The 25,467-nt window shown below is 69.1% G+C and carries 22 protein-coding genes and 1 tRNA gene; 10 read left to right on the forward strand and 13 right to left on the reverse strand.

Features of this window, described 5'->3' with window-relative positions; translation table 11 throughout:
• Positions 1–71 precede the first annotated feature (71 nt).
• From F1599_RS01355 to F1599_RS01370, 4 genes are all read left to right on the forward strand, one after another.
• Entirely contained in the window at positions 72–1,043 is a 972-nt protein-coding gene (locus tag F1599_RS01355; RefSeq protein WP_023264370.1) for an acetyl-CoA carboxylase carboxyltransferase subunit alpha, read from the forward strand.
• Positions 1,009–2,517 carry a tRNA lysidine(34) synthetase TilS gene (gene tilS / locus F1599_RS01360; protein ID WP_190286276.1) on the forward strand — a complete coding sequence of 503 codons (1,509 nt, stop codon included), beginning with the start codon at positions 1,009–1,011 and terminating at the stop codon, positions 2,515–2,517. The genes F1599_RS01355 and tilS overlap by 35 nt, the downstream gene beginning before the upstream one ends.
• Positions 2,518–2,820: 303 nt before the next feature.
• The gene (locus F1599_RS01365; RefSeq protein WP_149319263.1) at positions 2,821–4,071 is read left to right on the forward strand and encodes an aspartate kinase; all 1,251 of its coding nucleotides are present in this window, start codon (positions 2,821–2,823) and stop codon (positions 4,069–4,071) included.
• A 135-nt stretch (positions 4,072–4,206) separates the two neighbouring features.
• A tRNA-Ser gene (locus F1599_RS01370) sits at positions 4,207–4,300 on the forward strand.
• A gap of 119 nt (positions 4,301–4,419) precedes the next feature.
• On the opposite strand, the gene F1599_RS01375 is transcribed toward F1599_RS01370, so the two are convergent.
• Positions 4,420–5,577, reverse strand: coding sequence for a mechanosensitive ion channel family protein (locus tag F1599_RS01375; RefSeq protein WP_150081889.1), 1,158 nt, complete (start codon positions 5,575–5,577; stop codon positions 4,420–4,422).
• A gap of 342 nt (positions 5,578–5,919) precedes the next feature.
• On the opposite strand from F1599_RS01375, the gene F1599_RS01380 reads away from it, so the two are divergent.
• Both F1599_RS01380 and F1599_RS01385 read left to right on the forward strand, forming a co-directional pair.
• A complete protein-coding gene (locus tag F1599_RS01380; protein ID WP_150081892.1) occupies positions 5,920–7,113 on the forward strand; it encodes an acyl-CoA dehydrogenase family protein in 1,194 nt (397 codons plus the stop codon).
• A 10-nt stretch (positions 7,114–7,123) separates the two neighbouring features.
• Entirely contained in the window at positions 7,124–7,984 is an 861-nt protein-coding gene (locus F1599_RS01385; RefSeq protein WP_150081895.1) for an IclR family transcriptional regulator, read from the forward strand.
• On the opposite strand, the gene F1599_RS01390 is transcribed toward F1599_RS01385, so the two are convergent.
• The 8 genes from F1599_RS01390 to wrbA form a co-directional block, all read right to left on the reverse strand.
• A complete protein-coding gene (locus tag F1599_RS01390) occupies positions 7,952–8,302 on the reverse strand; it encodes an AtuA-related protein (protein ID WP_149319259.1) in 351 nt (116 codons plus the stop codon). The two genes, F1599_RS01385 and F1599_RS01390, sit on opposite strands and share 33 nt — an antisense overlap.
• A 9-nt stretch (positions 8,303–8,311) precedes the next feature.
• Positions 8,312–9,667, reverse strand: a complete 1,356-nt coding sequence (locus F1599_RS01395; RefSeq protein WP_150081935.1) for an acyclic terpene utilization AtuA family protein — start codon at positions 9,665–9,667, stop codon at positions 8,312–8,314.
• Positions 9,668–9,788: 121 nt separating this feature from the next.
• Positions 9,789–10,784 (reverse strand): Bug family tripartite tricarboxylate transporter substrate binding protein, encoded by a 996-nt coding sequence (locus tag F1599_RS01400; protein ID WP_150081898.1) that lies wholly within the window; start codon positions 10,782–10,784, stop codon positions 9,789–9,791.
• 197 nt (positions 10,785–10,981) lie between these two features.
• Positions 10,982–11,638 carry a hypothetical protein gene (locus tag F1599_RS01405; RefSeq protein ID WP_150081901.1) on the reverse strand — a complete coding sequence of 219 codons (657 nt, stop codon included), beginning with the start codon at positions 11,636–11,638 and terminating at the stop codon, positions 10,982–10,984.
• Entirely contained in the window at positions 11,635–13,044 is a 1,410-nt protein-coding gene (locus F1599_RS01410; protein ID WP_149319256.1) for a selenium-binding protein SBP56-related protein, read from the reverse strand. The genes F1599_RS01405 and F1599_RS01410 overlap by 4 nt, the downstream gene beginning before the upstream one ends.
• Before the next feature lie 162 nt (positions 13,045–13,206).
• Positions 13,207–14,640, reverse strand: a complete 1,434-nt coding sequence (locus tag F1599_RS01415) for an FAD-binding oxidoreductase (protein ID WP_150081904.1) — start codon at positions 14,638–14,640, stop codon at positions 13,207–13,209.
• A 48-nt stretch (positions 14,641–14,688) separates the two neighbouring features.
• Positions 14,689–15,144: a DUF2069 domain-containing protein gene (locus F1599_RS01420; RefSeq protein WP_149319254.1), complete on the reverse strand. Its 456-nt coding sequence runs from the start codon at positions 15,142–15,144 to the stop codon at positions 14,689–14,691.
• A complete protein-coding gene (wrbA, locus tag F1599_RS01425; protein WP_149319253.1) occupies positions 15,141–15,761 on the reverse strand; it encodes an NAD(P)H:quinone oxidoreductase in 621 nt (206 codons plus the stop codon). The genes F1599_RS01420 and wrbA overlap by 4 nt, the downstream gene beginning before the upstream one ends.
• 232 nt (positions 15,762–15,993) lie before the next feature.
• On the opposite strand from wrbA, the gene F1599_RS01430 reads away from it, so the two are divergent.
• On the forward strand, positions 15,994–17,364 hold the full coding sequence (locus F1599_RS01430; protein ID WP_149319252.1) for a YihY family inner membrane protein: 1,371 nt from the start codon (positions 15,994–15,996) through the stop codon (positions 17,362–17,364).
• Positions 17,365–17,490: 126 nt separating this feature from the next.
• On the opposite strand, the gene F1599_RS01435 is transcribed toward F1599_RS01430, so the two are convergent.
• Positions 17,491–18,318 carry an alpha/beta fold hydrolase gene (locus tag F1599_RS01435; RefSeq protein ID WP_149319251.1) on the reverse strand — a complete coding sequence of 276 codons (828 nt, stop codon included), beginning with the start codon at positions 18,316–18,318 and terminating at the stop codon, positions 17,491–17,493.
• On the reverse strand, positions 18,318–19,670 hold the full coding sequence (locus F1599_RS01440) for an O-acetylhomoserine aminocarboxypropyltransferase (protein ID WP_150081907.1): 1,353 nt from the start codon (positions 19,668–19,670) through the stop codon (positions 18,318–18,320). Before F1599_RS01440 ends, F1599_RS01435 begins: the two co-directional genes overlap by 1 nt.
• A gap of 297 nt (positions 19,671–19,967) precedes the next feature.
• Here F1599_RS01440 and F1599_RS01445 point away from each other — a divergent pair, with 297 nt between their 5' ends.
• From F1599_RS01445 to aroC, 3 genes are all read left to right on the forward strand, one after another.
• Positions 19,968–20,414, forward strand: a complete 447-nt coding sequence (locus F1599_RS01445) for a CBS domain-containing protein (RefSeq protein WP_149319249.1) — start codon at positions 19,968–19,970, stop codon at positions 20,412–20,414.
• A gap of 220 nt (positions 20,415–20,634) precedes the next feature.
• Complete coding sequence (locus F1599_RS01450) at positions 20,635–22,542, forward strand: MFS transporter (protein WP_150081911.1); 1,908 nt, start codon at positions 20,635–20,637, stop codon at positions 22,540–22,542.
• 124 nt (positions 22,543–22,666) lie between these two features.
• On the forward strand, positions 22,667–23,779 hold the full coding sequence (gene aroC / locus F1599_RS01455) for a chorismate synthase (protein WP_149319247.1): 1,113 nt from the start codon (positions 22,667–22,669) through the stop codon (positions 23,777–23,779).
• A 115-nt stretch (positions 23,780–23,894) separates the two neighbouring features.
• Here aroC and F1599_RS01460 read toward each other — a convergent pair whose 3' ends face one another.
• Both F1599_RS01460 and F1599_RS01465 read right to left on the reverse strand, forming a co-directional pair.
• Positions 23,895–25,106 (reverse strand): NAD(P)/FAD-dependent oxidoreductase, encoded by a 1,212-nt coding sequence (locus F1599_RS01460; protein WP_395894479.1) that lies wholly within the window; start codon positions 25,104–25,106, stop codon positions 23,895–23,897.
• Positions 25,102–25,467 (reverse strand): FCD domain-containing protein (locus F1599_RS01465; protein ID WP_150081917.1); only part of this gene is annotated, 366 nt, incomplete at its 5' end. The genes F1599_RS01465 and F1599_RS01460, both read right to left, overlap by 5 nt.

The following is a 25,467-nucleotide window of genomic DNA, read 5'->3' on the forward strand; positions in this document are numbered from 1 at the left end:
GATTTCAGCGCCCGGAGCGCAAGGAAATTCCGGTAGAATGCGCCCCTTCACAGACAGGTACGTGTGATTCAATGAAAACCACCTTCCTGGATTTCGAACAGCCGATCGCCGAACTCGAGGCAAAAATCGAAGAACTGCGGTTCGTGCAGGACGACTCGGCCGTCGACATTTCCGAAGAGATTTCGCGGCTGGCCGGCAAGAGCCAGCAGCTGACCAAGGACATCTACGCCAACCTGACCCCGTGGCAGGTGGCCCAGATCGCGCGCCATCCCCAGCGTCCCTACACGCTGGACTACGTGCGCGAGATCTTCACCGACTTCCACGAACTGCATGGCGACCGCGCCTTCGCCGACGATCTGTCGATCGTGGGCGGGCTGGCCCGCTTCAACGGCCAGGCCTGCATGGTGATCGGCCACCAGAAGGGCCGGGACACCAAGGAGCGCGCGCTGCGCAACTTCGGCATGTCCAAGCCCGAGGGCTATCGCAAGGCCAAGCGGCTGATGGAACTGGCCGACAAGTTCGGCCTGCCGATCTTCACCTTCGTCGATACGCCGGGCGCCTTCCCGGGCATCGACGCCGAGGAGCGCGGCCAGTCGGAGGCGATCGGCCACAACCTGTACGTGATGGCCGGCCTGAAGGTGCCCCTGATCGCCACCATCATCGGTGAGGGCGGTTCGGGTGGCGCGCTGGCGATCGCCGTGGGCGACGTGGTGCAGATGCTGCAATTCGCCACCTACGCGGTGATCTCGCCGGAAGGCTGCGCGTCGATCCTGTGGAAGACCGCCGAGAAGGCGCCCGAGGCCGCCGAGGCGCTGGGCCTGACCGCGCATCGCCTGAAGGCGCTGGGCCTGATCGACAAGATCGTCAACGAGCCGCTGGGCGGCGCGCACCGCGATCCGAAGGCCATGGCCGCGATGCTCAAGCGTTCGCTGGCCGAGTCGCTGCGCCAGTTCCAGGGCATCAGCGTCAAGGAACTGCAGGCGCGCCGCCACGAGCGCCTGATGGCCTATGGCAAGTTCAAGGAAACCGGCGCACAAGGCTGATCCCGCCGCGCCCGATTTGCGCGACCCGACCGCCACGCTGACCGACAAGGTCGCACAGGCCCTGCAGGCCGGTGCGGCCTTTGTCGTTTCCGGGGCCGGCCAACATGGCCCGCGCGCGGTGGCGGTGGCGCTGTCGGGCGGCCGCGATTCGGTGGCACTGCTGCACGCCACGGGCGCCGCGCTCGCCGCCACCCGTGTCGGCGAGGCCGGGCCGGCGCCCCTGCTGGCGCTGCATGTCCACCACGGCCTGCAGGCCCAGGCCGACGAATGGGACCGCTTCTGCGCCGGGTTGTGCCAGGACTGGCGTGTCGAATACCGAGCCGCCCGGGTCACGGTCGTTCCCGCGCACGGAGAAGGGCTCGAAGCCGCCGCCCGCCGCGTTCGCTACCAGGCGCTGACCGAGCTCTGCGAGCAGCACAACGTCGGCTGGCTGCTGTTCGGCCACCATCTGGACGACCAGGTCGAAACGGTGCTGATGCGGCTGTTCCGCGGCAGCGGCGTGCATGGCCTGGCCGGCATGCCGGCGCTGCGGCGCCTGGCCGAACGCCGCGACATCGCGCTGCTGCGGCCGTGGCTCGAGATCGAACGGCGCGACATCGAGGCCTATTGCGACGCGCACGGCCTGCGCTGGATCGACGACCCCTCCAACGACGACACCCGCTTCGCCCGCAACGCGCTGCGCCAGCAGTTGCCCGGATTGCTCGCCGCCTTCCCGGCGCTGCGCGCCAACGTCGCCCAGGCCGCCGCGCATCTGGCCGAAGCCGCCCACGCGCTCGATGCGCTGGCGGCGCGGCATCTGGCGACGCTGGCGCATCCCGGGCGCGACGCCGCCACGCTCGCCGAACTCGATCTCGACGGCCTGCGCGCCCTGCCGGCCGCGCAGGGCGATGCCGTGCTGCGGCTGTGGCTGCGCGACCTCGGCGTGCGCGCACCGTCGGTGGCCCGGCTGGCGGCGATGCGGGCGCAACTGATCGACCATCACGGCGGCGAACCGGCGCTGCCGCATGACGGCCTGGTGCTGCGGCGTTTCCGCTCCCGTGTGCTGGCCTGCATGCCGCCGGGTGCCCCGCCAACGGAGGCGGTCGCGCTGCAGTGGGCCGGGCAGGGCAGCCTGCCGGTTCCCGCCTGGTGCGGCGAGCTGCGCTTCACGCGCGACGATACCTTCGGCGTGCCCGAGGCCGTGCTGCGGCAGCCGCTGACGCTGGGGCCGCGCACCGGCGGCGAGCGCATCGTGCTGCGGCCGGGCGGCCCGGCCCGGGCGCTGAAACAGGCGTATCAGGAGGCGGCCGTGCCGGCCTGGCGCCGTCCCTATCTGCCGCTGCTGCGGGCTGGCGAGGCGGGGGGCGCAGGGCAGCAGATCGTGCTGGCCGCCGGGCTCGGCATGCATCGCCGCTGGCCCGACGCCGCGCCGGCCCCGCGCTGGCGGGTCGAATGGCAGGCCTGGGGTTCGGACGCCGCCGGGCTGCCGCAGTGACCGGCGCATAACCCCGGCCCCCATGGCCCAGCCCGGAACTCAGGCCCGGAACTCAGGCCCGGAACTCAGGCCCGGAACTCAGGCCCGGAACTCAGGCCCGGCGCTCGGGCCCCCGCCCTGACGGAGCGGCCCTGATGGGGCTGCTCATGCCGCAGTCCCGCGGCGCCTGCCACGTCGCCTACCGCACGAGACGTCGCTCCGGCAAGGCTTGACAAGCCGAAACGCCCGCTATTCCGCCTTGCCGGGCGTCGGTGCTTGGTGTATTTTCAGTGGTTTTGCACAATCGCTGGCGTCGACAAGAAGATGGCTCTCATCGTTCACAAATACGGCGGCACTTCAATGGGTTCCACGGAACGCATCAAGAATGTCGCCAAGCGCGTGGCCAAGTGGCACCGCGCCGGTCACCGCGTAGTCGTGGTGCCTTCGGCCATGTCGGGCGAGACCAATCGCCTGCTGGGACTCGCCAAGGAGATTTCGCCGCAGCCGGACCCGCGCGAGCTCGACATGCTGGCCTCGACCGGCGAGCAGGCCAGCGTCGCGCTGCTGGCCATCGCGCTGCACGGCGAGGGCATCGACGCGATCAGCTATACCGGCTGGCAGGTCCCGGTCAAGACAGACTCGTCATACACCAAGGCACGCATCGAGTCGATCGACGATGAGCGCATCCTGGGCGATCTCGACGCGGGCCGCGTGGTGATCGTCACCGGCTTCCAGGGCATCGACGCGCTGGGCAACATCACCACGCTTGGCCGCGGCGGCTCGGATACCTCGGCCGTCGCCATCGCCGCCGCGATCGAGGCCGACGAGTGCCTGATCTATACGGACGTGGACGGGGTCTACACCACCGATCCGCGCGTGGTCGAAGACGCGCGCCGGCTGGACCGCATCACCTTCGAGGAAATGCTGGAAATGGCCAGCCTCGGTTCCAAGGTGCTGCAGATCCGCTCGGTGGAATTCGCCGGCAAATACCGCGTCAAGACGCGCGTGCTGTCGTCGCTGACCGACCCCCTGATGCCGCTCGAGCAGGAAATGCATTCGGGCACGCTGATTACTTTTGAGGAAGACCCTGACATGGAAGCAGCCGTCATCTCCGGCATCGCCTTTGCCCGTGACGAAGCCAAGATCACCGTTCTCGGCGTGCCCGACAAGCCCGGCATCGCCTACCAGATCCTGGGCCCGATCGCCGACGCCAATATCGACGTCGACATGATCATCCAGAACCAGTCCGTCGAGGGCAAGACCGACTTCACCTTCACCGTGCCGCGCGGCGACTACCAGCGCTCGCTGGCGATCCTGAACGACGCGGTCAAGGGCCATATCGGCGCGGCCAGCGTGTCGGGCGATCCGAAGGTGTCGAAGGTCTCGGTGGTCGGCGTGGGCATGCGCTCGCATGTCGGCATCGCCAGCAAGATGTTCCGCACGCTGTCGGAAGAGGGCATCAATATCCAGATGATCTCGACCTCGGAAATCAAGATCTCGGTGCTGATCGACGAGAAGTACATGGAGCTGGCCGTGCGCGCGCTGCACAAGGCGTTCGAGCTGGAACAGGCCTGAATTCCGGCGCATTCGCGCGCCAGCCCTGGCGAGGGCAGGCAAGTGCGGTGTCATCGATTCGTCGTTGACCAATTGCCACACCCTCGCTAGAATACGCGCTTCGTTGTGCGGCCTCCCTCGCACAACGCAAGTTTGGGAGACGTGGCCGAGAGGTCGAAGGCACTCCCCTGCTAAGGGAGCATCCGGGCCAAAACCTGGATCGAGGGTTCGAATCCCTCCGTCTCCGCCAGTACATCGGTACATGGCGGCGGAACCCCGGAAGATCGCGGTCTTCCGGGGTTTTGTTTTTTTGGCCTGTTTTCTTGCGCATTTCTGGCTCGCGGGCGCTGGCTTTCCACCTTGAGGCGGTCACGCATGGCGCCGACCGAGCTGCTGTCCCGCCCATCCACGCTCGCGCTCGCCGGCATCGCGCGGCCCGCTGCGAGCGGCCTCGGCTTCTTCCTTCGCGCCTCCCTGCGCTTCCACCACCTGCACCTTGCGCACCGGCACCCCAAACTCCACGCCAAGCTTCGCCAGCTCCGTCACCATCGCCAGATTGATCGACTGCTGGATATCCATGTACAGGTTGTAGTCCGGGTCGGTGACGAAGTAGACGACCTCGAACTCCAGCGCGCTTTCGCCGAAGCCCTTGAAATGCGCGCGGTCGAAGCGCGTGCGGCCTGCGGCGACGACGGCCGCCTTGACGATCTCCGGGATGCGCCGCAGCGTGTCCGGCGGCGTCTGGTATGTCACGCGGAAATTGAACTGGATGCGGCGTTCCGCCATGCGCTTGTAGTTGTGGATCGTCGTCTTCAGCAGCTCGGTATTGCTGCAGACGATCTGCTCGCCGCTCAGCGCGCGCAGCCGCGTGGTCTTCAGGCCGATGCGTTCGACGCTGCCGGCGATGTCGCCGAACACGATGAAATCGCCGTTCTCGAACGGCTTGTCCAGGCCGATGGCCAGCGACGCGAACAGGTCGCTGAGGATGTTCTGCACGGCCAGCGCCACGGCCACGCCGCCGACGCCCAGACTCGCCACGAAGGCCGTGATATTGACGCCCATATTGGCCAGCACCGCCAGCAGCAGCACCGACCACAGCATCACGCGCATGCCCCACGCCATCACCGTGGTGAACACGGGATTGTGGGCGGTCGGCCCGGTGCCGGTCAGCCTGTCGTACGTCCATAGCGTCACGGCATGATTGATCCAGATCGCGATCTGCAGCCCGATCAGCAGGAACCACAGATGGCCGATGCGGCTGGCCCATTTCGGCGGCAGATCGAGGAAGTCGACGGCGATCAGCAGCGCGGCCAGCAGCAGCACGAAGCGCGAGGTATGCCGCAGCATGTCCGCCATGCGGTCGATGATCACCGGCTTTGTCCGGGCCGCGAGCCGGTCGAGGCGTGCGCAGGTGAAGCGCAGCAGCGTGACCAGCACCAGATAGCTGACGACGGCGGCGATGCCGGCATGCAGCCAGTTGAGCGCCGGGATGCCCAAGAAGACGTTCAGATCGAGCCATTCCTTCATGCCTTACCTCCTGTGCCGGGACGGACGCATGGGGCAGGGGCTTGCAGGATTGATGCCACGGTGCGACGGGAGATTCGTGCATAGCGGCGCAAGCCGCGGAATGGGTCCGTTCAACGGATTGCGGGTCATCGTGCCTGGGCGAGGCGCGCGTGCACGGAGATGACCGCAGGCAATCGTTCGTCGAAAATTCAAACGAGGGCAACGCTGACAAGGTGGCGATGGTCCGCGGCCAGTGAGTGGGAATCCCATACAATCGGGTCACACAAGCGACCACCATCGGCGGCGGGCACGCAGCATGCAAAGCCATCTGCGAGCGCGACCGACCCCAAGGAGACACCCAGCATGTTCACCCCGTGCCCCACCGAACGCAGCCGCGTCATTGCCGATCGCGTCGAGCGATTTGTCCGCGATGTCGTCGTCCCCTATGAAGCCGATCCCCGCTGCACGGCGCACGGGCCGACCAGCGAACTGATCGACGAGATGCGCGCGAAGGCCCGCGCCGCGGGCGTGATGACGCCGCATATCCTGCCCGACGGATCGCACCTGACGCAGCTGGAAACCGCGGCTGTGCTCAAGCGCTCGGGGTTGTCGCCGCTGGGACCGGTTGCAGTCAATACGATGGCGCCGGACGAGGGCAATATGTTCCTGCTTGGCAAGGTCGGCACGCCGGCGCAGAAGCAGCGCTTTCTGGAGCCGCTGGTGCGCGGCGAGGCCCGCTCCGCCTTCTTCATGACCGAGCCGGCCGAGGAGGGCGGGGCCGGTTCCGATCCTTCGATGCTGCAGACCACGGCGACGCAGGACGGCGGCGACTGGATGATCCGCGGCCGCAAGAAGTTCATCACCGGCGCCGAAGGGGCCCGGGTGGGCATCGTGATGGCGCGCACCGGCGACGGCGAACATGCGCAGGCGACGATGTTCCTGGTGGACCTGCCGCATCCGGCCATCCGCCTCGAGCGCGTGATCGACACCATCGACAGCTCGATGCCCGGCGGCCATGCGCAGATCCTGCTCGACGACCTGCGCGTGCCGGCCGACCAGGTGCTCGGCGAGGTCAACGAGGGCTTCCGTTATGCGCAGGTGCGCCTGTCGCCGGCGCGGCTGTCGCACTGCATGCGCTGGTTCGGCGGCACGGTGCGCGCCGACGAGATCGCGCGCGCGTATGCCACCACGCGCAAGGCCTTCGGCAAGCTGCTGATCGACCATGAGGGCGTGGGCTTCATGCTGGCGGAGAACCTGATCGACCTGCAGCAGGCCGCGCTGATGATCGACTGGTGCGCCGGCGTGCTCGACGGCGGCGCGGCCGGCACGGCGGAGAGCTCGATGGCCAAGGTCGCGGTGTCGGAGGCGCTGTACCGCGTGGCCGACCGCTGCGTGCAGATCATGGGGGGCCTGGGCGTGTCGCGCGACACCATCGTCGAGCAGATCCTGCGCGAGGTGCGGGCCTTCCGCATCTACGACGGTCCCACCGAGGTCCACAAGTGGTCGCTGGCGAAGAAGATCAAGCGCGATACGCTGGCCGGCACGCCGGCGCGCTGAACGTCGCGCCATGCCGTCGCGTCCCTCACCGGTGCAGCGCGCGCTTGCCGTGCTGCGCGCGCTGTCCGATCCCGAAGTGCGCCGCATGAGCGATGTCGCGCGGGCGACCGGGCTCGATCCCGCCACCGCGTCGCGCATGCTGGACCTGCTGGTGCAGGAGGGCTTCGCCACGCGCGACGAGATGCGCCGCTACGGCATCGGCCCGGAGATCTTCCAGCTGGCCGACGTCGCGCAGCGCCGGGCCGCGCTGCGCAAGCTGGCGCGCCCGGCGTTGCAGCGATTGGTCGCGGAATTCGGCGATACCGCCGTGCTGACCGAGGCCAGCCGCGGCGAGGCGGTCTGTTCGGACGTGGAGCCGGGCACGGTGCCGCTCAGCGCGAACTACGTCTCGGTCGGCACGCGCCGGCCGCTCGGCGTGGGAGCGGGCAGCCTGGCCGTGCTGGCGTGGCTGCCGGCCCCCGAACGCACGCGCCGCCTGCAGCAGACCTCGCGCAAGCTGGCGAACTATCCGCGGCTCGACGCCGCCGCCATCGCCGCCGAGATCGAGGCGGCCCGCCTGCGCGGGCACGTGATGTTTCTCGACTGGGTGGTCGAAGGCATGGGCGGCATCGCGGTGCCGATTCTCGACGACCAGGGCAGGCCCATCGGCGCGCTCAGCGTCGCGGCCCAGACGGTACGCTTGCGCGCGCGCGAGGCGGTCCTTGCGCGGCGCCTGCGGGCGGAGGCAAGCCACATCGCCAGCGCGTGGACGGGCTCGGCGCTGTCGCCGCAGGGCGAAGCAGGCCGGGTTACAACGCGCGGGACAGCGCGCGGGACAGCGCGCGTGACGGCGGTGCGCCTATCGCGCCGGCCCGCGCAGCAACGGCGCTAGTTCGTCCGGGATCTCGACCTCGAAACGCAGCACCGCACTGGCCAGCGCCTTGCCATAGTTGTCGATCGCCAGGCTGCGCGACACGCCGCCGCCGAGCGCGCCCTCGGCGACGAAGTTCAGCACCTGCAGCCCATCGACCTCGTGGCGGGTCACCTCGCCGGCGATCAGCGTGCCGTACAGCGACTTGAACGCGGCCGCCGTCAATTGCGCCTTGATATGCGGATAGAACTCGGGCGCGTAGGCGATCACGGCCGTGTTCGAGGTGTTGCCCTTGTCGCCGGAGCGGCTATGGGCGAGGCGCCGCAGGGGTACGCGCATGACGCTTCCTCACAGATAGTGGATCTCGGACCGGATCAAATCGCGCGGCACCAGCGCCGACCAGACGCCGATGATCTCGCGGGTCCGGTCCTGATGCGGCACGCGCTTGCCGGTGGACGCCAGCCCGCAGACCGCCATGCTGTCGATCTCGCGGCCGACCTTGGCCGCCTCCTCGCGCGTGCGCGTGCGCGCCGCCACGCGCACCGCGATCTCGTTCGGCTCGCACGCCGGTTCGGGCGAGGCGGCCCCATGCACGGCGTTGACGCCGAGAAAGTCGATGCGCAGCTCGTCGGCCTGCAGCTTCGCGATGGCGAAGCGTTCCTCGAGGATGCGCCTGGCCAGCTTCGCCTTGTCCAGGCAGCCGGGGCCCGCATAGAAGAACATGTCCTCGCCGATATGGCCCTCGGTACAGCCCAGCGACACCTTCAGCGTGTCGGTGGCCGGCAGTCCGGACACCCCGTCGATGCGCACGCGGTCCGGCCCCACCTGTTCCAGCACCGCGGTCGAGAAGTCGACGATGACGTCCGGCGTGATATAGCGGCGCGGATCGTGGACCTCGTAGAACATCTGCTCCTTGACCGTCTGCAGATCGATGCGTCCGCCGATGCCTTCGACCTTCGCGATCACCGCGCTGCCGTCGGACTCGACCTCCGCGATCGGGAAGGCGAGATTCCACGGCTCGGGCACGTCCTTGTAGCCCGGATCGCCGAAGTAGCCGCCGGTCACCTGCGCGCCGCATTCGAGCAGATGGCCGATGGCGCTGCCGCGCGCGAGACGCGTCACGTCGTCGGGAGACCAGCCGAAATGCGCGATCATCGGCGCGAGGAACAGCGAGGGATCGGCGACGCGGCCCGTGATGACGATCTGCGCGCCGGCGCGCAAGGCCTCGACGATCGGCGCGGCACCCTCGTAAGGCTCGGCGCTGATCAGCGTGCCGCGCAGCGAGGACACCGGCGCGCCGCTCTCCAGCAGCGTCAGGTCGAGCTCGCAGATGCTGCCGGTCAAATCGGTGGTCGTGATCGCCGCGATCCTGACGCCGGGCAACCCCAGCTCCTCGCACAGCTCGGCCACGCGCCTGGCGGCACCGAGCGGATGGATCCATCCCTGATTGCTGACGATGCGCGTGCCGTTGGCGATGCAGTGCGGCAGCACCGCGCGCATGCGCTCGTCGAGATAGGTGTCGTAGCCGGCGAAGGCCGGGTCGCGCCGCTTGCGGACCTGCGCGGCCGAGACCGTGGCCTCGGCCATCGTCTCGAAGCACAGATAGTCGAGCTTGCCGAGGCGCGCCGAGCGTTCCGCGGGTTCGACGCGATCGCCCCACCAGCCCGATCCCGAGCCGATGCGAAGGGTGCTGCTGCGAGTCATGGTGTCCGTCATGCCTGGGTCCTTCTCTCCTGCGGTACGTGTCGTGCGTGCCATACGAGCCGTTCGTGCACGACGTGCGGTACGTGCAGTACGTGCGGTACGTCCGATACGTGCCGCACGCTCATTGCGCCTTGATCCCCGCGCTGCGAATCACGCGCGACCACTTGTCGGTATCTGCCTTGATCTGCGCCGCGAAGGCCGCCGAGCCCTCGCCGCCGGGTTCGGCGCCGAGTTCCTGGATGCGCTTGCGCACGTCCGGCATCGCCAGCACCTTGTCGACGGCCTGCTGCAGCTGGCGCACGCGCTCGGTCGGCGTGCCTGCCGGCGCCAGCAGGCCGAACCACGAATTGACCTCGTAGTCCGGCAACCCCGATTCACGCACCGTCGGCACCGACGGCAGCACCGAGGCACGCTTGACGCCGGTGACGGCCAGCGCCTTGATCTTGCCGCCCTGGATCTGCGCCAGCGCGGAGGGCAGGTTGTCGAACATCAGGTTGACCTGACCGGCCAGCAGGTCCGTCATCGCGGGCGCCGCGCCCTTGTACGGCACGTGCTGCATCCTGACGCCGGCCATCATGTTCAGCAGCTCGCCCGACAGATGCGGCGAGCCGCCGGTGCTGGTCGACGCGTAGTTGATCTTGCCGGGCTCGCGCTTTGCCAGCGCGATCAGCTCGCCGATGGAGTTGGCCTGCAGCGTGCCGTTGACCAGCAGCACGTTCGGCGAATTGGCGACCAGCGTCACCGGCGCGAAGTCCTTGGCGCTGTCATACGGCATGCGCGGATAGATGAACTGGTTGGTGACCTGCGTGCCGAGCGTGCCCATCAGCAGCGTGTAGCCGTCGGCGGCGCTGCGCGCGGCCGCCTCCGCGCCGATGTTGCCGCCCGCACCGGGACGGTTCTCGACCACCATCGGCTGCCCCAGTACCTCGCCGGCCTTCTGTGCGACGAGCCGCGCCAGGATGTCCGTGGTGCCGCCCGGCGTGAACGGGACGATCAGGCGAATGGGCCGGCTGGGGAAGGCCTCGGCGGCGATGGCCGACATCGCGGGAACGGCCGCGCCGCACAGCACCGCCATCGCGGCGAGCAGGGCGCGCCGCGCAGGGGAATGACGCTTCATCGGTTTGTCTCCTCGGCGCCAAGGCGCACGCTGGTTTCGTCAATGGAAACTCTGTGCGGCACAGGGTAGGGCGGCGCCGAAAGCAGCGTCAAACGAAGCGATCAGATTTTCATTGGATGAAAATTCTGGTGTGGGAAGCGGAGCCCGTTGCGCTACACCTTTCGGCTGCGCCGGGCGCGTTCGGCATGCAGGTACGTTCAGCGCGCCGTCGCCGCCATCAGCGACATCCCACCCACCAGCACGAGACTCAACGCCCAGGCGGCGTCGGTATTGAGCCAGCTGCGCGATACCAGCGCGAGGCCGACGTGGCGATAGGCGACCCATGCCATCGCGCCGCCGCCGGCGATCATGGCCGCGGTGTGGACCAGCGCGACGAGCACGGCCATGCCGGCGTTGCCGAAGGCGAGCGAGGCCGCGGCCTGATGGCCCGTGTCGGCCGCGGTGCCGCAGAGGCCGAGATAGAGCGGCACCAGCATCAGCCCCGCCCCATGGGCCAGCGCGATCGCGAAGGACCACAGCGCCAGCCGCGACGGCGGGATGCGGGCGAGCGCGCGCGCATGGCGCCGCCGCGCCAGCAGCGCGATGCCATAGCCGATCACGAGGGCGGCGGCGACGAAGCGGATCTCGCGCTGCCAGGCCGCCAGCGACGCGAGCAGGCCGAACGGCAGCGTCAGGGCCATCACCGCGCCGGCGTGACCGAGGCCCAGATAGCCGAGCGCGGCGAACACGGCGTCGTCGCGCCGCGCCATCAGCCCGTTCGACACGGCGAGCGGCCAGCCCATCGCGGGGCTCAGGCCGTGATACAGGCCGCTGACCAGCACGCCGGTCCACAGGCCGGCCTGTTCCCACGTCATCGCGGGCCGACGGAGGGATAGCAGAACGAATCGGTCGAGCAGTCGCCGCCTTCGAGGCGGATCTGATGGGCGCGGTAGCCCGCGGGGAACTCGACCCAGAAGTCGTCGGCCAGCGTCAGGCCGCCGTCGGGGTCGGCATGCGCCATGACCTGGGCCCCTGGCACGCCGTCGGGATAGAACTGGTTGTCCCAGCTCGAATAGAGCGAATTGGACCAGTAGACGCGGCGGCCGTCGCGGCTGATTTCGACCATCTGCGGTCCCGCCGCGAACGCCTTGCCGTTCGGATGCGGCGTGCGGCGCGCGATGCCGCCGAGATGAACGGATCCGGTCAGCTTCGGCTTGCGCGGATCGGTGACGTCGTACTGGCGCATCTCGCCGGTGCCCCAGCAGGAAACGTAGAGGAAGCGGTCGTCGAGCGACAGGTCGATGTCGGTCACCAGCGGCGGCACCGCGCCGAACGCCTGCAGCAGCGGCGGCAGCAGATCCGCCGCGGCCGGTTCGGCCGGAATCGTCGCGGTCTTCTCGACGTGGAATTGCCCGTCCTCGCGCCACCACGTCCAGATCGATCCTTCCAGATTGGTGGTGTCGACCACCACGCCGACGAAGCCGTATTCGCGCACCGGGTCGTGGGCGGGGCGCACTTCGAGCGCCATCTGATGCTGGGCGCCGAGGTCGATGGTCTGCACGTTGCGCCGCGCGCGCAGGTCCCAGAAATGCAGGCGGTGGCCGTAGCGATTGGACAGCAGGTCCTCGGGCACCAGGCCGTTCTCGAACTGCGGCGGCAGCGCCCATTCGCTCGACACCATGTAGTCGCGCGGCAGGTTCCACCAGAAGTCGTAGTGCTTGTCCTGCGGGCCGCGGTCGATCTCCCAGCGCCCCAGCACGTCGAAGGTCTCGCAATCCATGATGAAGATGCCGGGCGCGCCGTCCGTTCCGTCGTGGCCGCCGCCGCCGAGCGTGCTCACGTAGATCCCCTCGGGACCGCAGTGCACGGTGTGCGGCCGCGAATAGCCGGTCTTGCGGAAGATCTCGTCCGGTTCGATCACGCGGTGGATCGCCGCCTGGGTCGGATGCGGTTTCGTATCGACAATATAGATGCGCGACGAGCGCATGCCGGGGATGATCAGGAAGCGCCGTTCGAGAAACGCGTGCCCCGTCAGCGGGGACAGCGCCGACGAGCAGGCATTCCAGCCGAAGTGGTGCAGTTCGTCGCCTCGGTGGGTCATCGGCACCGTATGCACCACCTGGCTGTAGGTCGGCGAGCCAGGCTTGACGTCGATGACGGCCAGCGCATCGGGCTGCGAGGCGTCCGGGCTCAGCATCACCGTGTAGGCGTACTCCTCGGGCGGCGCCTGCATCGCCAGTGCCGGCGAGGCGTGGAATGTGGGATCTGGCCGCAGGCTCATGGAATGCCCCTCCTGGCACGGATATGCCGCGCGAACCTATCTACACTAGGTCGCGGCGAAACGGGCGTCAACGAAAGGCGGGCCTGCCGCTACGAACGATTTCGAATGAGCTTATGTGTCTTCTGCAGCGTCTGACGCGGGCAAGCCGATCGCCGCCGGGCCTCACACCACCTTGCCCGGATTCATCAGCCCGAGCGGGTCCAGCGCCTGCTTGATTGCCCGCATCATCGCCAGCTCGACCTCGCTCTTGTAGCGCCGATTCTCCTCGCGCTTGAGCTGGCCGAGGCCATGCTCGGCCGAGATCGAGCCGCCGTGCGCATGCACGCTGTCGTGGACGATGCGGTTGATCGCGTCCTGGTGAGCCAGGAAGGCATCGTGGTCCTGTCCCGCCGGGGGCGACACGTTGTAGTGCAGGTTGCCGTCGCCCAGATGGCCGAAGGTCACCATGCGCACGCCCGGGAATGCGGCCTGCAGCTGCGCGTCGGTGCTGGCGATGAAGTCGCCGATGCGCGAGATCGGTACCGCGATGTCGTGCTTGATGTTCTTGCCTTCCTCGACCTGCGCCAACGGAATGTGCTCGCGCAGATTCCAGAAGTCGCGCGACTGCTGCACCGATTCGGCCACCACGGCATCGGCGACGATGCCGGCCTCGAAGGCCGCTTCCATCAGCGTCTCGAAGGTGGCGCGCGCATGCTCGGCGCTTTCGCTGTCCGACAGCTCCAGCAGCACGACCTGCGGATGCGGCCGGTGGAACGGATAGCGCAGTTGCGGATAGTGGCGCGTCACCAGCGCCAGGCACATCGCCGACATCAGCTCGAAGCCTGTCAGCATCGCGCCGGCGTGGCGCTGCGCCAGCGCCAGCAGCGCCAGCGCGGCGCGCGGGTCCTCGACGGCGGCCAGCGCGGTCACGCGCGCTCGAGGCGCGGGGTACAGCTTCATCACGGCCGCAGTGATCACGCCGAGCGTGCCTTCCGCGCCGATGAACAGGTCGCGCAAGTCGTATCCGGTGTTGTCCTTGCGCAGGCCGCGCAGGCCGTTCCAGACCTCGCCGCTGGCGGTCACGACCTCGAGCCCCAGGCACAGCTCGCGCGTATTGCCATAGCGCAGCACGCCGGTGCCGCCGGCATTGGTGGCCAGATTGCCGCCGATGGTGCAGCTGCCTTCCGCGGCCAGGCTCAGCGGGAACAGGCGGTCGTGCTCGCTGGCCGCCTGCTGGACCTGCTGGAGGATCGCGCCGGCCTCGACGGTGATCGTGTTGTTCAGCGGATCGACCTGGCGAATGCGGTTCAGGCGCTTGAGCGACAGCACCACCGACGGCTGCGACGCGTCCGGCGTGGCGCCGCCGCACAGGCCGGTGTTGCCGCCCTGCGGCACGATCGCGATCTGGTGCGCATGACAGGCGCGCACCGCCGCGGCCACTTCCTCGGTGGTGCCCGGCAGCAGCACGGCCAGGGCTTCGCCGGTATAGCGGCGGCGCCAGTCGGTCAGGTAGGCCGCCGTGTCCTCGGCTTCGGTCAGCACATGTGTCGGCCCCAGCGCGGCGCGGCACAGCGACAGGAAGGAGTGGAGGCGGGCGTCGGTCGGGGCTTGCGTCATGGCGTGCGATGGATTCGGAGGAGACGTGGAAAGGGAAGGCGTGGCGCTTCAGCGCCGCGTTGGCGGGGAAGCCGCCGCGTCGGCATTGGCCTTGTTCCGGGCAGACTCGGGCGCGCCGGTCTGAGCCCGCGCGCGGCGCTTGTACGGGCGCAGATAGAAGATGGTCGCGAAGAAGAACAGCAGCGTCAGCGCCACCTCGCACCATGCCAGCCACGACGACGGCGCGCGGTCGCTGGTGGCGCGCACGACCCCTTCGGTGAAATACAGCAGGATCAGCATCGACGACCACTGCATCGTATAGCGGTTGCGCGTCAGCATGCCGCGCAACGGCAGCAGCAGCGGCAGGAACTTGATAATCAGCCAGGAGCCGCCCGGCCGCAGCGGCGCCAGGAACCACTCCCAGGCGATCGACAGCACGATCAGCGCGAGCAGGCTGGCGATGCTCAGGCGGTACAGCAGCGGGCTGTGCAGCGCGGCATCGTCGCGGGCGTCGGTGGCGCTCATCGCGCGGCTCCGTTGGCAGGGGCGTTCTGCGCAAGCCGCAGCGCGGTCTGCGCCAGCCGCTTGCCCATCGCGATCGCCAGCGCCGATTCGTCTTCGCTTACCGGCCGGCTGTTGTCGCCAAGCGCGTGGTGGCTAGGACCATAGGGCGTGCCGCCGCCCACGGTGGTCATCAGGCCGCGCTCGCTGTAGGGCAGCCCCATCACCAGCATGCCGTGATGCAGCAGCGGCAGCATCATCGACAGCAGCGTGGTCTCCTGGCCGCCATGCAGGCTGCCGGTCGACGTGAACACGCAGGCAGGCTTGCCGGTCAGCGTGCCAGACAGCCACTCGGCGATGGTGCCGTCGAGGAAGTACTTCATCGGCGCGGCCATGTTGCCGAAGCGGGTCGGGCTGCCGAGCGCCAGGCCGATGCACTCGTGCAGGTCGCGCAGCTCGACATAGGGCGGGCCATCGGCCGGGATATCCGGCGCGGTGGCCTCGCACACCGTCGACACCGGCGGCACCGTGCGCAGCCGCGCGTGGGCGCCGGGCACGCTGTCGATGCCGGTCGCGATCAGCTCGGCGAGCTTGCGGGTGCTGCCGTGGCGGCTGTAGTAGAGGACCAGGATGTCGGACATAGGGGCGCGGGAGGAAGGCGACAAAGGAGCGGCAGGGAGCGGGCAGCGGAGCCGGCCAGGGCGCGTGTCAGGCGTGGGTCAAGGCACGGGTCTAGCCACGGGTCTAGCCACGAAAGGGCCTCGGCTCGCGGGGCCGTGGCGGCTTTGCTCTGGCGGCTCGAGCATCGCGTGCGATGCAACCGGCGTATTATAGTGGCGGGCTCGGCGCCCGCCGCCCTGGAGTTTGCCTCGCATGTCCCATCCCAGCCTGCTGTCCCGCTGCACCAACCGTATCGCGCGCCTGCGCCGCGAATGGAACTGGCAGAAGCTGCGCGCGCTGCTGCGCTATGCCGCGCGGCGCGCCGGCGAGGACCGTCTGCCGCAGGTCGCGGCCAGCCTGACCTTCACCACCGTGCTGTCGGTGGTGCCGGTGCTGACGGTCGCGTTCGCGCTGCTCGCCGCCTTTCCGATGTTCGCGAACTTCCGCAACGCGATCGAAGGCTTCCTGTTCCAGAACCTGATTCCGGGCAACCTCACCGATTCGATCACCGGCTATGTCAGCCAGTTCGCGCGCAATGCCAAGGGCCTGACCGCGGTGGGTCTCGTCGGCCTGATGGTCACCGCGGTGCTGACCATGCTGACGGTGGAGGACGCGCTCAACGCGATCTGGCGCGTCAAGCAGAAGCGGCGCTTCGCACAGCGCGTGCTGGTGTTCTGGGCGGTGCTGACCTGCGGCCCTGTGCTGATCGGCGGCAGCCTGTCGATCAGCTCGTACCTGATCTCGATCTCCGCCGGCTATGTCGGCACGATGCCGTTCGGCGTCGGCTTTGCCGTCAGTCTTGCGCCGGTGCTGCTGTCGGCGATCGCCTTCGCGCTGCTCTATACGGCGGTGCCGAATGCCTATGTCGAATGGCGCGACGCGATCGCCGCGGGGCTAGTGGCGGCGCTTGCCTTCGAGCTGTCCAAGCGCGGCTTCGGCTATTTCATCACGCGTTTCCCCACCTATACCGCGGTCTACGGCACCTTTGCCGCGCTGCCGATCTTCCTGCTATGGATCTACCTGAGCTGGCTGGTGACGCTGCTGGGCGCCACCATCGCCGCCAACCTGCCGGTGGTGCGGCAGGGCTACTGGCGCCGCCGCACCTTTGCCGGCAGCGAGTTCTACGATGCGCTCGGCGTGCTGTACGTGCTGTACCGCGCGCGCGAACAGGCGCCGCGCAGCGTCGGTGAACTGGATCTCGGCCGCAAGCTGCGGGTCGAGGCCGACTACCTGGCCGTGCTGCTGGGCAAGCTCGATGCGATGCATCTGGTCGGCAAGCTGCAGCACCATCGCGGCCAGGCGCACTGGGCGCTGCTATGCGACCCGGCGCGCGTGCCGCTGCGCCTGCTGCACGACCGGCTGGTGCTGAACCTGCCGCGCCTGCCACGCACCGCGGTGGCGCAGCTGCTCAATGGCGCGGACGCGTTGCGCGGCGTGCTGGAGAATCCGATGCTCGACAAGACGCTGCAGGAGATCTTCGAGCCGGGCGCCGCATCGCCGCCGCAGACCCCGCAAACTCCAGCGCCGGAGGGGCAGCGCCGCACGCTGGAGGTGGTCCCGCCCGGCTGGCACGGGCAGGTCTGAGCGGCGCTTCGGCGCGCCGAAGCGGGGGGCGCCGGCGACCGCGTCATTCCCGCGAGAGCGGGAAGCCAGCGTCTTTTGAAGCCACTGGCTCACCGCTCTCGCGGGCCGCAGCGCGAGCGCGCTTGCTTAGTCGCGATTCGCCATCACGCGCCGCGCAAAGCCCGCCAGCGCGTCCAGCACCTCATCGGGCTTTTCCCCCATGATCGCGTGGCCGCACGGCACTTCCACCACGCTGGCGCGCGGCATGCTCGCCGCCAGTGCGCGGGCCGAGCGGGCCGGCGTCATCATGTCCTTGCTGCCGATCACGACCAGCGCCGGACATTGCAGGCCCGCCGCGGCGCGCTCGCCGTTGGCGTAGGCGTTGCAGGCAGCGAAGTCGGTATGGAAGACCTGGGCCTGCGGATTGCGGCGCCCGACCCGTTCCATCAGGCGCTGGCCGACGCCATGCATCCAGAAGCCCGGACCCGGCGCCGACGGCTTGTTGGCCAGGCTCGAATGCGACCACGCATTGACCATCGCGATGGCCTCGTGCTCGCGGTTCTGCGCGGCATCGAGCAGCGCGTCCGAGACCTTCATCGGATAGGCGGTCGCCAGCAGGCCGATCGCGCGCACCGCCTCGGCATGGCGCGCCGCGCATTCGAGCGCGATCAGCGAGCCCATGCTGTGGCCGAACACCAGCGCGGGTGCCGTGACGCCGGCCGCGCGCAGCAGCGCGGCGACCCAGTCGGCCATCTGCTCGACGCTCGCCAGCGGCGGCCCCTCGCTGCGGTTGTGGCCGGGCAGGTCCACCGCCAGCACGGAGAAGCCGTGATGCGCGAACCAGCGCGTCTGCAGGCCCCAGACGCTGTGGTCGTTCTGCGCGCCATGCACGAACACGGCGCAGGGCAGGGCGGGATCGAAGGGTTTGCCGCCGGTATAGGCGTAGGCCCGCTGGCCATCGATGTTCAGATACATCAGGCTTTCCCTCCGTTGCTCTTGTTGGCGGCGCCGCTGCTGGTCCCGCTGCCGCCGCCCTTTTCCATCGACTTCTGCGCGGCCTTCAGCCCGCGCTTCAGGTCATCGATCAGGTCGTCCGGGTCCTCCAGGCCGATCGACAGGCGGATCGTGCCCTCGGCGATGCCGGCCGAGCGCAGCGCCGCGGCATCCATGCGGAAGTGCGTGGTGGAGGCGGGATGGATCACCAGCGAGCGCGCGTCGCCGACATTGGCCAGATGCGAGAACAGCGTCAGGCTCTCGATGAAGCGCTGGCCGGCGGCGCGGTCGCCCTTCAGATTGAAGCTGAATACCGCGCCGCAGCCGCGCGGCAGCAGCCGCCTGGCGAGCGCGTGGTCGGGGTGCGACTCGAGCTCGGGGTAGGCCACCGACTCGACCATCGGATGCGAGACCAGGAACTGCACCACGCGGCGCGCGTTGTCGACATGGCGTGCCATCCGCAGCGGCAGCGTCTCGATGCCCTGCAGCAACTGCCACGCGGCCATCGGATTCATGCAGGCGCCGAAGTCGCGCAGGCCCTCGCGGCGCGCGCGCAGCAGGAAGGGCGCGACGGTGCTTTCCTCGGTGAAGACCATGTTGTGGAAGCCCGCATACGGCTCGGACAGCTCCGGATAACGCCCGGATGCCTCGAAATCGAAGTTGCCGCCCTCGGCCAGCACGCCGCCGATGGTGGTGCCATGGCCGCCGAGGAACTTGGTCGCCGAGTGGTAGAGCAGCGCCGCGCCATGCGCGAACGGCTGCAGCAGATAGGGCGTGGTGAAGGTCGAGTCGACCAGCAGCGGAATGCCATGTTCGTCGCCGAGCTGGGCCAGCGTCGGGATGTCGAGCACGTCCAGGCCCGGATTGCCCAGCGTCTCGCCGAACAGAAGGCGGGTCTCCGGGCGGATCGCGGCGCGCCACGCGTCGATGTCGCGCGCCTGCACGAAGGTGGTCTCGATGCCGAAACGGCGCAGCGTGTAGTGCAGCAGGTTGTGCGAGCCGCCGTACAGCGCCGACGAGGCGACGATATGCGAGCCGCTGCCCATCAGCGTGGCGATCGCCAGATGCAGCGCGGCCTGGCCCGAGGCCGTGGCGATCGCGCCGACGCCGTTCTCCAGCGCGGCCACGCGCTCCTCGAACACGGCCACGGTCGGATTCGAGATGCGCGAATACACATGGCCGGCGCGTTCCATATTGAACAGCGAGGCCGCGTGCTCGCTGTCGCGGAACACGAAGGAGGTGGTCAGGTGGATCGGCGTGGCGCGCGCCCCGGTGGCGGGGTCGGGCGCGGCGCCGGCGTGCAGCGCGAGGGTATCGAAACGGGTATCGGACATGGTCTCTATCGAATCGTGGTTCCAGCGAAGCGGTCTGACAGCGGCCGGCAACGGCACGGTTCCGCAGTGCGGGCGTGCGGCGGCATGCGGATGTGCCGGCCTGCATCGTAGCATTGGCCTGCTCGCGGCGGACCGCCTCGCCGCAGGGCCCCGGCTTTACTTGGGCGCCCGCTTTCGGCTAGCATCGGCCCATCTATCGCGGATGGCGCGCAAGGCCTGCGCCGCCACGCGGTTCGGGCGCCTGGGGCCGGCGATGCCCGCCGCCCGCCGCACCGGCATCATCGAGGGGAGACCATTATGAAAGTCAGCGACATCCTGCAGATCAAGGGCAATACGCTCTATACCGTCAAGCCGGACACGTCACTGCTGGAGGCGGTCACCACGATGGCCGAGCGCGACATCGGCTCGCTGGTGGTGATGGAGTACGGCGAGCTGGTCGGCATGCTGACCTTCCGCGAGATCATCCAGACGCTGGCCTCGAACAACGGCAATGTCGGCAACACGACGATCCGCCGCGTGATGGACGACGCGCCGCTGACCTGCACGCCCGAGACCGACGTCAACGAGGTCCGCCGCATGATGCTGGAGCGCCATGCCCGCTATATGCCGGTGCTCGACAGCCGCACGCTGATGGGCGTGATTTCGTTCTACGACGTGGCCAAGGCGGTGGTCGAGGAGCAGAGCTTCGAGAACCGCATGCTGAAGGCCTATATCCGCGACTGGCCGGAAGAGAAGGCCAGCTGAGCCAGAGCCATCTCGCGGAGCGCGGGCGGACCGTGACGGTGCCGCCCGCCGGATTCCAGCCGCCCCCGATTCCGATCCCCGCGCCCGCGGAGTCGATCGCGCTTGCCGCGCTGTCCCTTGCGCCGTCCCCGGCGCGGCCTTTCGCGCCGCCCTTCGCGCCCCTCTTCGCGCAGTCTGTCGTACCATTTCCCCGCGCCATTCCCGCACCCCAGCCAGTTCCATGAGCCAATCGAGCCAGTCCCGCCTGCTGCGCGAGCGCCGCTTTGCGCCGTTCTTCTGGACCCAGTTCCTGGGCGCGATGAACGACAACGTGTTCAAGGTCGCGTTCACCTCGCTGGTGACCTACCAGACCGCGCGCTTCGAGGGCGTGGACGGCGCCAGCGCGGCCTTCCTGATCTCGGCGATCTTCATCGCGCCGTTCGTGCTGTTCTCGGCGACCAGCGGGCAGATTGCCGACAAGATCGAGAAGTCGCGGCTGATCCGCTTCGTCAAGTCGCTGGAGATCGCCATCATGCTGGTCGGACTGGCGGGCTTCGCGTTGTTTAGCGCGCCGCTGCTGTACCTGACCACCTTCCTGATGGGCCTGCATTCGACGCTGTTCGGCCCGGTCAAGTACGCCTATCTGCCGCAGCATCTGCAGGAGAGCGAGCTGGTCGGCGGCAACGGGCTGGTCGAGATGGGGACCTTCGTCGCGATCCTGCTCGGCACCGTGCTCGGCGGGGAGCTCGCGGCGGTGGGTGGGGCGGCGGCACGGCAAGGCATCCCCGCCACGCTCTATATCGGTGCGGCGTGCGTGGCGCTGGCCGTCGCCGGCCGTGTGGCCGCCTCGCGCGTGCCGCTGTCGCCCGCGCCCCAGCCGGACCTGCGGCTGAACTGGAATCCGGTCACCGAGACCTGGCGCAACCTGATGCTGGCGCGCGAGAGCCGCACGGTGTTCCTGAGCCTGCTGGGCATCTCCTGGCTGTGGTTCCTCGGCGCGACCTTCCTGACCTCGTTCTTCGCCTTCGCCAAGACCGTGCTCGGCGGCGACCAGAGCGTGGTGACGCTGCTGCTGGCGGTGTTCTCGGTCGGCATCGGCGTCGGCTCGCTGCTGTGCGAGCGGCTGTCGGGCCGGCATGTGGAAGTCGGGCTGGTGCCGTTCGGCTCGATCGGCATGACGGTGTTCGCGATCGACCTGTACTTCGCCAGCCGAGGCCAGGCGCCGGCCACGCTGAGCGGCGTCGCGGCCTTCATCGCCGAGCCCGCGCACTGGCGCGTGCTGGCCGACCTGTTCCTGCTGGCGATGTTCGGCGGCTTCTACAGCGTGCCGCTCTACGCGCTGATCCAGAGCCGCAGCGCGCCGACGCATCGCGCGCGCATCATCGCCGCCAACAACATCCTGAACAGCCTGTTCATGATCGCCTCGGCGCTGCTGGCGATGGCGATGACCGGCGCCGGCTACAGCATTCCCGAGCTGTTCCTGGCGGTGGGGCTGCTCAATGCGGTGGTGGCGATCTACATCTATTCGGTGGTGCCGGAATTCCTGCTGCGCTTCGTCGCCTGGATCCTGGTGCATACGGTGTACCGGCTCAAGCGGATCCACGCCGACCGGATTCCCGCCGAGGGGCCGGCGGTGCTGGTCTGCAATCACGTCAGCTTCGCCGATGCGGTGGTGCTGATGGCGGCCAGCCCGCGGCCCGTGCGCTTCGTGATGGACCATCGCATCTTCCAGGTACCGCTGCTGTCCTGGTTCTTCCGGCAGGCGCGCGCGATTCCGATCGCGCCCGCGCACGAAGACCCGCAGACGCTGAAGCAGGCCTACGACGAGGTCGCGCGCGCGCTCGCCGGGGGCGAGCTGGTCTGCATCTTCCCGGAGGGCAAGATCACCGCCAGCGGCGACATCAATCCGTTCAAGCAGGGCGTGCAGCAGATCGTGCGGCGCACGCCGGTACCGGTGGTGCCGATGGCGCTGCGCGGCCTGTGGGGCAGCTTTTTCTCGCGCAAGGGCGGGGCGGCGATGACGCGGCCGTTCCGGCGCGGCATCCTCAGCCGGCTCGAACTGGTGGTCGGCGAGCCGATCGACCCGACGCAGGCCACGCCGGAAGGCCTGCAGCAGGTGGTGCAGGGCCTGCGCGGCGAATGGCGGTAGGCGGCGCGGCCTCACAAGCGGCGGGGTAGCGGAAAAGCGGGGCAGCGGGGCAGCGGGGCGGCGCCGTGGCGCGACGCCAGGCCGTACAATGTAGGCCTTTCCCAATTCCTGCGTGGTTTTCATCATGTCCGGCAATACCCTCGGCCTGCTCTTCACAGTCACCACCTTCGGCGAGTCGCACGGACCCGCCATCGGCGCGGTGGTCGATGGCTGCCCGCCGGGCATGAGCCTGTGCGAGGCCGATATCCAGGGCGACCTGGACCGCCGCAAGCCGGGCACGTCGCGCCACGTCACGCAGCGCAAGGAGCCGGACCAGGTCGAGATCCTGTCGGGCGTGTTCGAGGGCAAGACCACCGGCACGCCGATCTGCCTGCTGATCCGCAATACCGACCAGCGCAGCAAGGACTACGGCAATATCGTCGAAACCTTCCGCCCCGGCCACGCCGATTACACCTACTGGCAGAAATACGGCATCCGCGACCATCGCGGCGGCGGCCGTTCGTCGGCCCGGCTGACCGCGCCGGTGGTGGCCGCCGCGGCGGTCGCGCGCAAATGGCTGCGCGAGCAGTACGGCACCGAGATCCGGGGCTATATGTCGCAGCTGGGCGAGATCCAGGTGCCGTTCACCGACTGGGCCGAGGTGCCGCGCAATCCGTTCTTCGCCGCCGACGCCAATATCGTCCCCGAGCTGGAAACGTATATGGATGCGCTGCGCCGCGACGGCGATTCCGTGGGCGCCCGCATCGAGGTGGTGGCCAGCGGCGTGCCGGTGGGCCTGGGCGAGCCGCTGTTCGACAAGCTCGACGCCGATATCGCGCACGCGATGATGGGCATCAATGCGGTCAAGGGCGTCGAGATCGGCGCCGGCTTCGCCAGCGTGGCGCAGCGCGGCAGCGTCCATGGCGACGAGCTGACCGCGGCGGGTTTCCGCACCAACAATGCCGGCGGCGTGCTGGGCGGCATCTCGACGGGGCAGGACATCACCGTGTCGCTGGCGATCAAGCCGACCTCCAGCATCCGCACCCCGCGCGAATCGATCGACAAGGCCGGACAGGCCGCCACGGTCGAGACCTTCGGCCGCCACGACCCATGCGTGGGCATCCGTGCCACGCCGATCGCCGAGGCGATGCTGGCGCTGGTACTGATGGACCATGCGCTGCGTCATCGCGCGCAATGCGGCGACGTGCGAGTGGAGACGCCGCGCATTCCGGCGCAGGCGCCGAAGGGGCAGGGCTGAGCGGCAGGGTTTCCCCCGTCTCCCGCTGGGAGACAGTCCCAAGGCGCAGGGCTGAGCGGGAGGTTTTCTCCCTCTCCCGCTTGCGGGAGCGGGGAGCCGATATCTGGCGCGTCCGTTATTCCGCGATCGCCGCCACTGCCTCCCCGATCGCCAGCGACGCCGTGAGCCCCGGCGATTCGATCCCGAACAGGTGCACCAGCCCCGGCACGCCATGCGTGGCCGGGCCGTCGATGCGGAAGTCCGCGGCCGGCTCGCCCGGGCCGCTGATCTTCGGGCGGATGCCGGCATAGCCCGGCTGCAGTGCGCCGTCCGCCAGCGCCGGCCAATAGCGCCGCACCTCGTCATAGAAGCTGTCGGCATCGTGCGGATCGACCCCATATTCGATTTCGTCGATCCATCGCACATTCGGGCCGAAGCGAGCCTGGCCGCCCAGGTCCAGCGTCAGATGCACGCCCAGGCCGGCCGCCTCGGGCACCGGGTAGATCAGCCGCGAGAACGGCGCGCGGCCGGCCAGCGTGAAATAGCAGCCCTTGGCGTAGAACTGCGGCGGGATATGCGCCGCCGGCATGCCCTCGATCCGGCGCGCCAGCTCGGGCGCAGTCAGCCCCGCGGCATTGACGACGGTGCGCGCCAGCAGCGTGGTCGCGGTGTCGCCGCCGACTTCGACCACGATGCCGTCGGCAGTCACCGCACCCGTCAGCACCGGCGAACATACCGCCAGCATCGCGCCGGCCTGCTCGGCATCGCCCAGCAGCGCCAGCATCAGCCCGTGGCTGTCGACGATGCCGGTCGACGGCGACAGCAGCGCGGCCTCGCATTGCAGATTCGGTTCCAGTTCCAGCGCCTCGTCGCGCGACAGCAGGCGCAGATCGTCGACGCCGTTGGCGGCCGCCTTCGCGCGAATGCCTTCGAGCGTGGCGACCTGCGCCGCGCTGGTGGCGACGATCAGCTTGCCGCAACGCTGATGGGCGATCTGGTGGCTCCGGCAATAGTCGTACAGCATCGCCTTGCCCTGCACGCACAGCCGCGCCTTCAGCGAGCCGGCCGGGTAGTAGATGCCCGCGTGGATCACCTCGCTGTTGCGCGCGCTGGTGATCGTGCCGAAGGCGTTCTCCGCCTCCAGGATCACCACCTCGCGCCCTTGCCGGGCGAGCGCCCGTGCGACCGCCAGGCCCACCACGCCGGCGCCGATCACCACGCAATCCACTGATTCCATGCCTTGCTTTCCTTGTTCTGCCTTGCGTTGCTTTGAGTTGCGTTGTCGAGACGGGCGGGTGCGGAACGGCGACTGCCATCGCGCTCCGGCTCGCTCGTCTCGTCGATCAATCCAGGTCGAGCCCCATGCGCGCCGCCGCGGCTTCCAGATGCCGGCGCGCGGCTTGCCGTGCCGCGCCGGCGTCGCCGGCCGCGATCGCCTCGGCCAGGGCGGTGTGTTCTTCCTCCGCCGCGCCGGGCCCGCCGCGATAGCGGGCAGCGTTTTCCCAGGCCAGCCGGCGGGCGGCGAGCAGCTGCTGGCCGACGAAATCGGTCAGCCCCGCCATGCAGGGGTTGTGCGCCGCCTGCGCGATGGCCTGGTGGAATGCCACGTCGGCCGCCGCCGCGCTGGACGGGTCGTCGCGCTGCGCGCGCATCGCGGCCAGCGCGCCGTGGATCGCGGCCAGATCGGCCTCGGTGCGGCGGCGCGCGGC

The organism is Cupriavidus cauae (genome assembly GCF_008632125.1).
GTDB lineage: Bacteria > Pseudomonadota > Gammaproteobacteria > Burkholderiales > Burkholderiaceae > Cupriavidus > Cupriavidus cauae.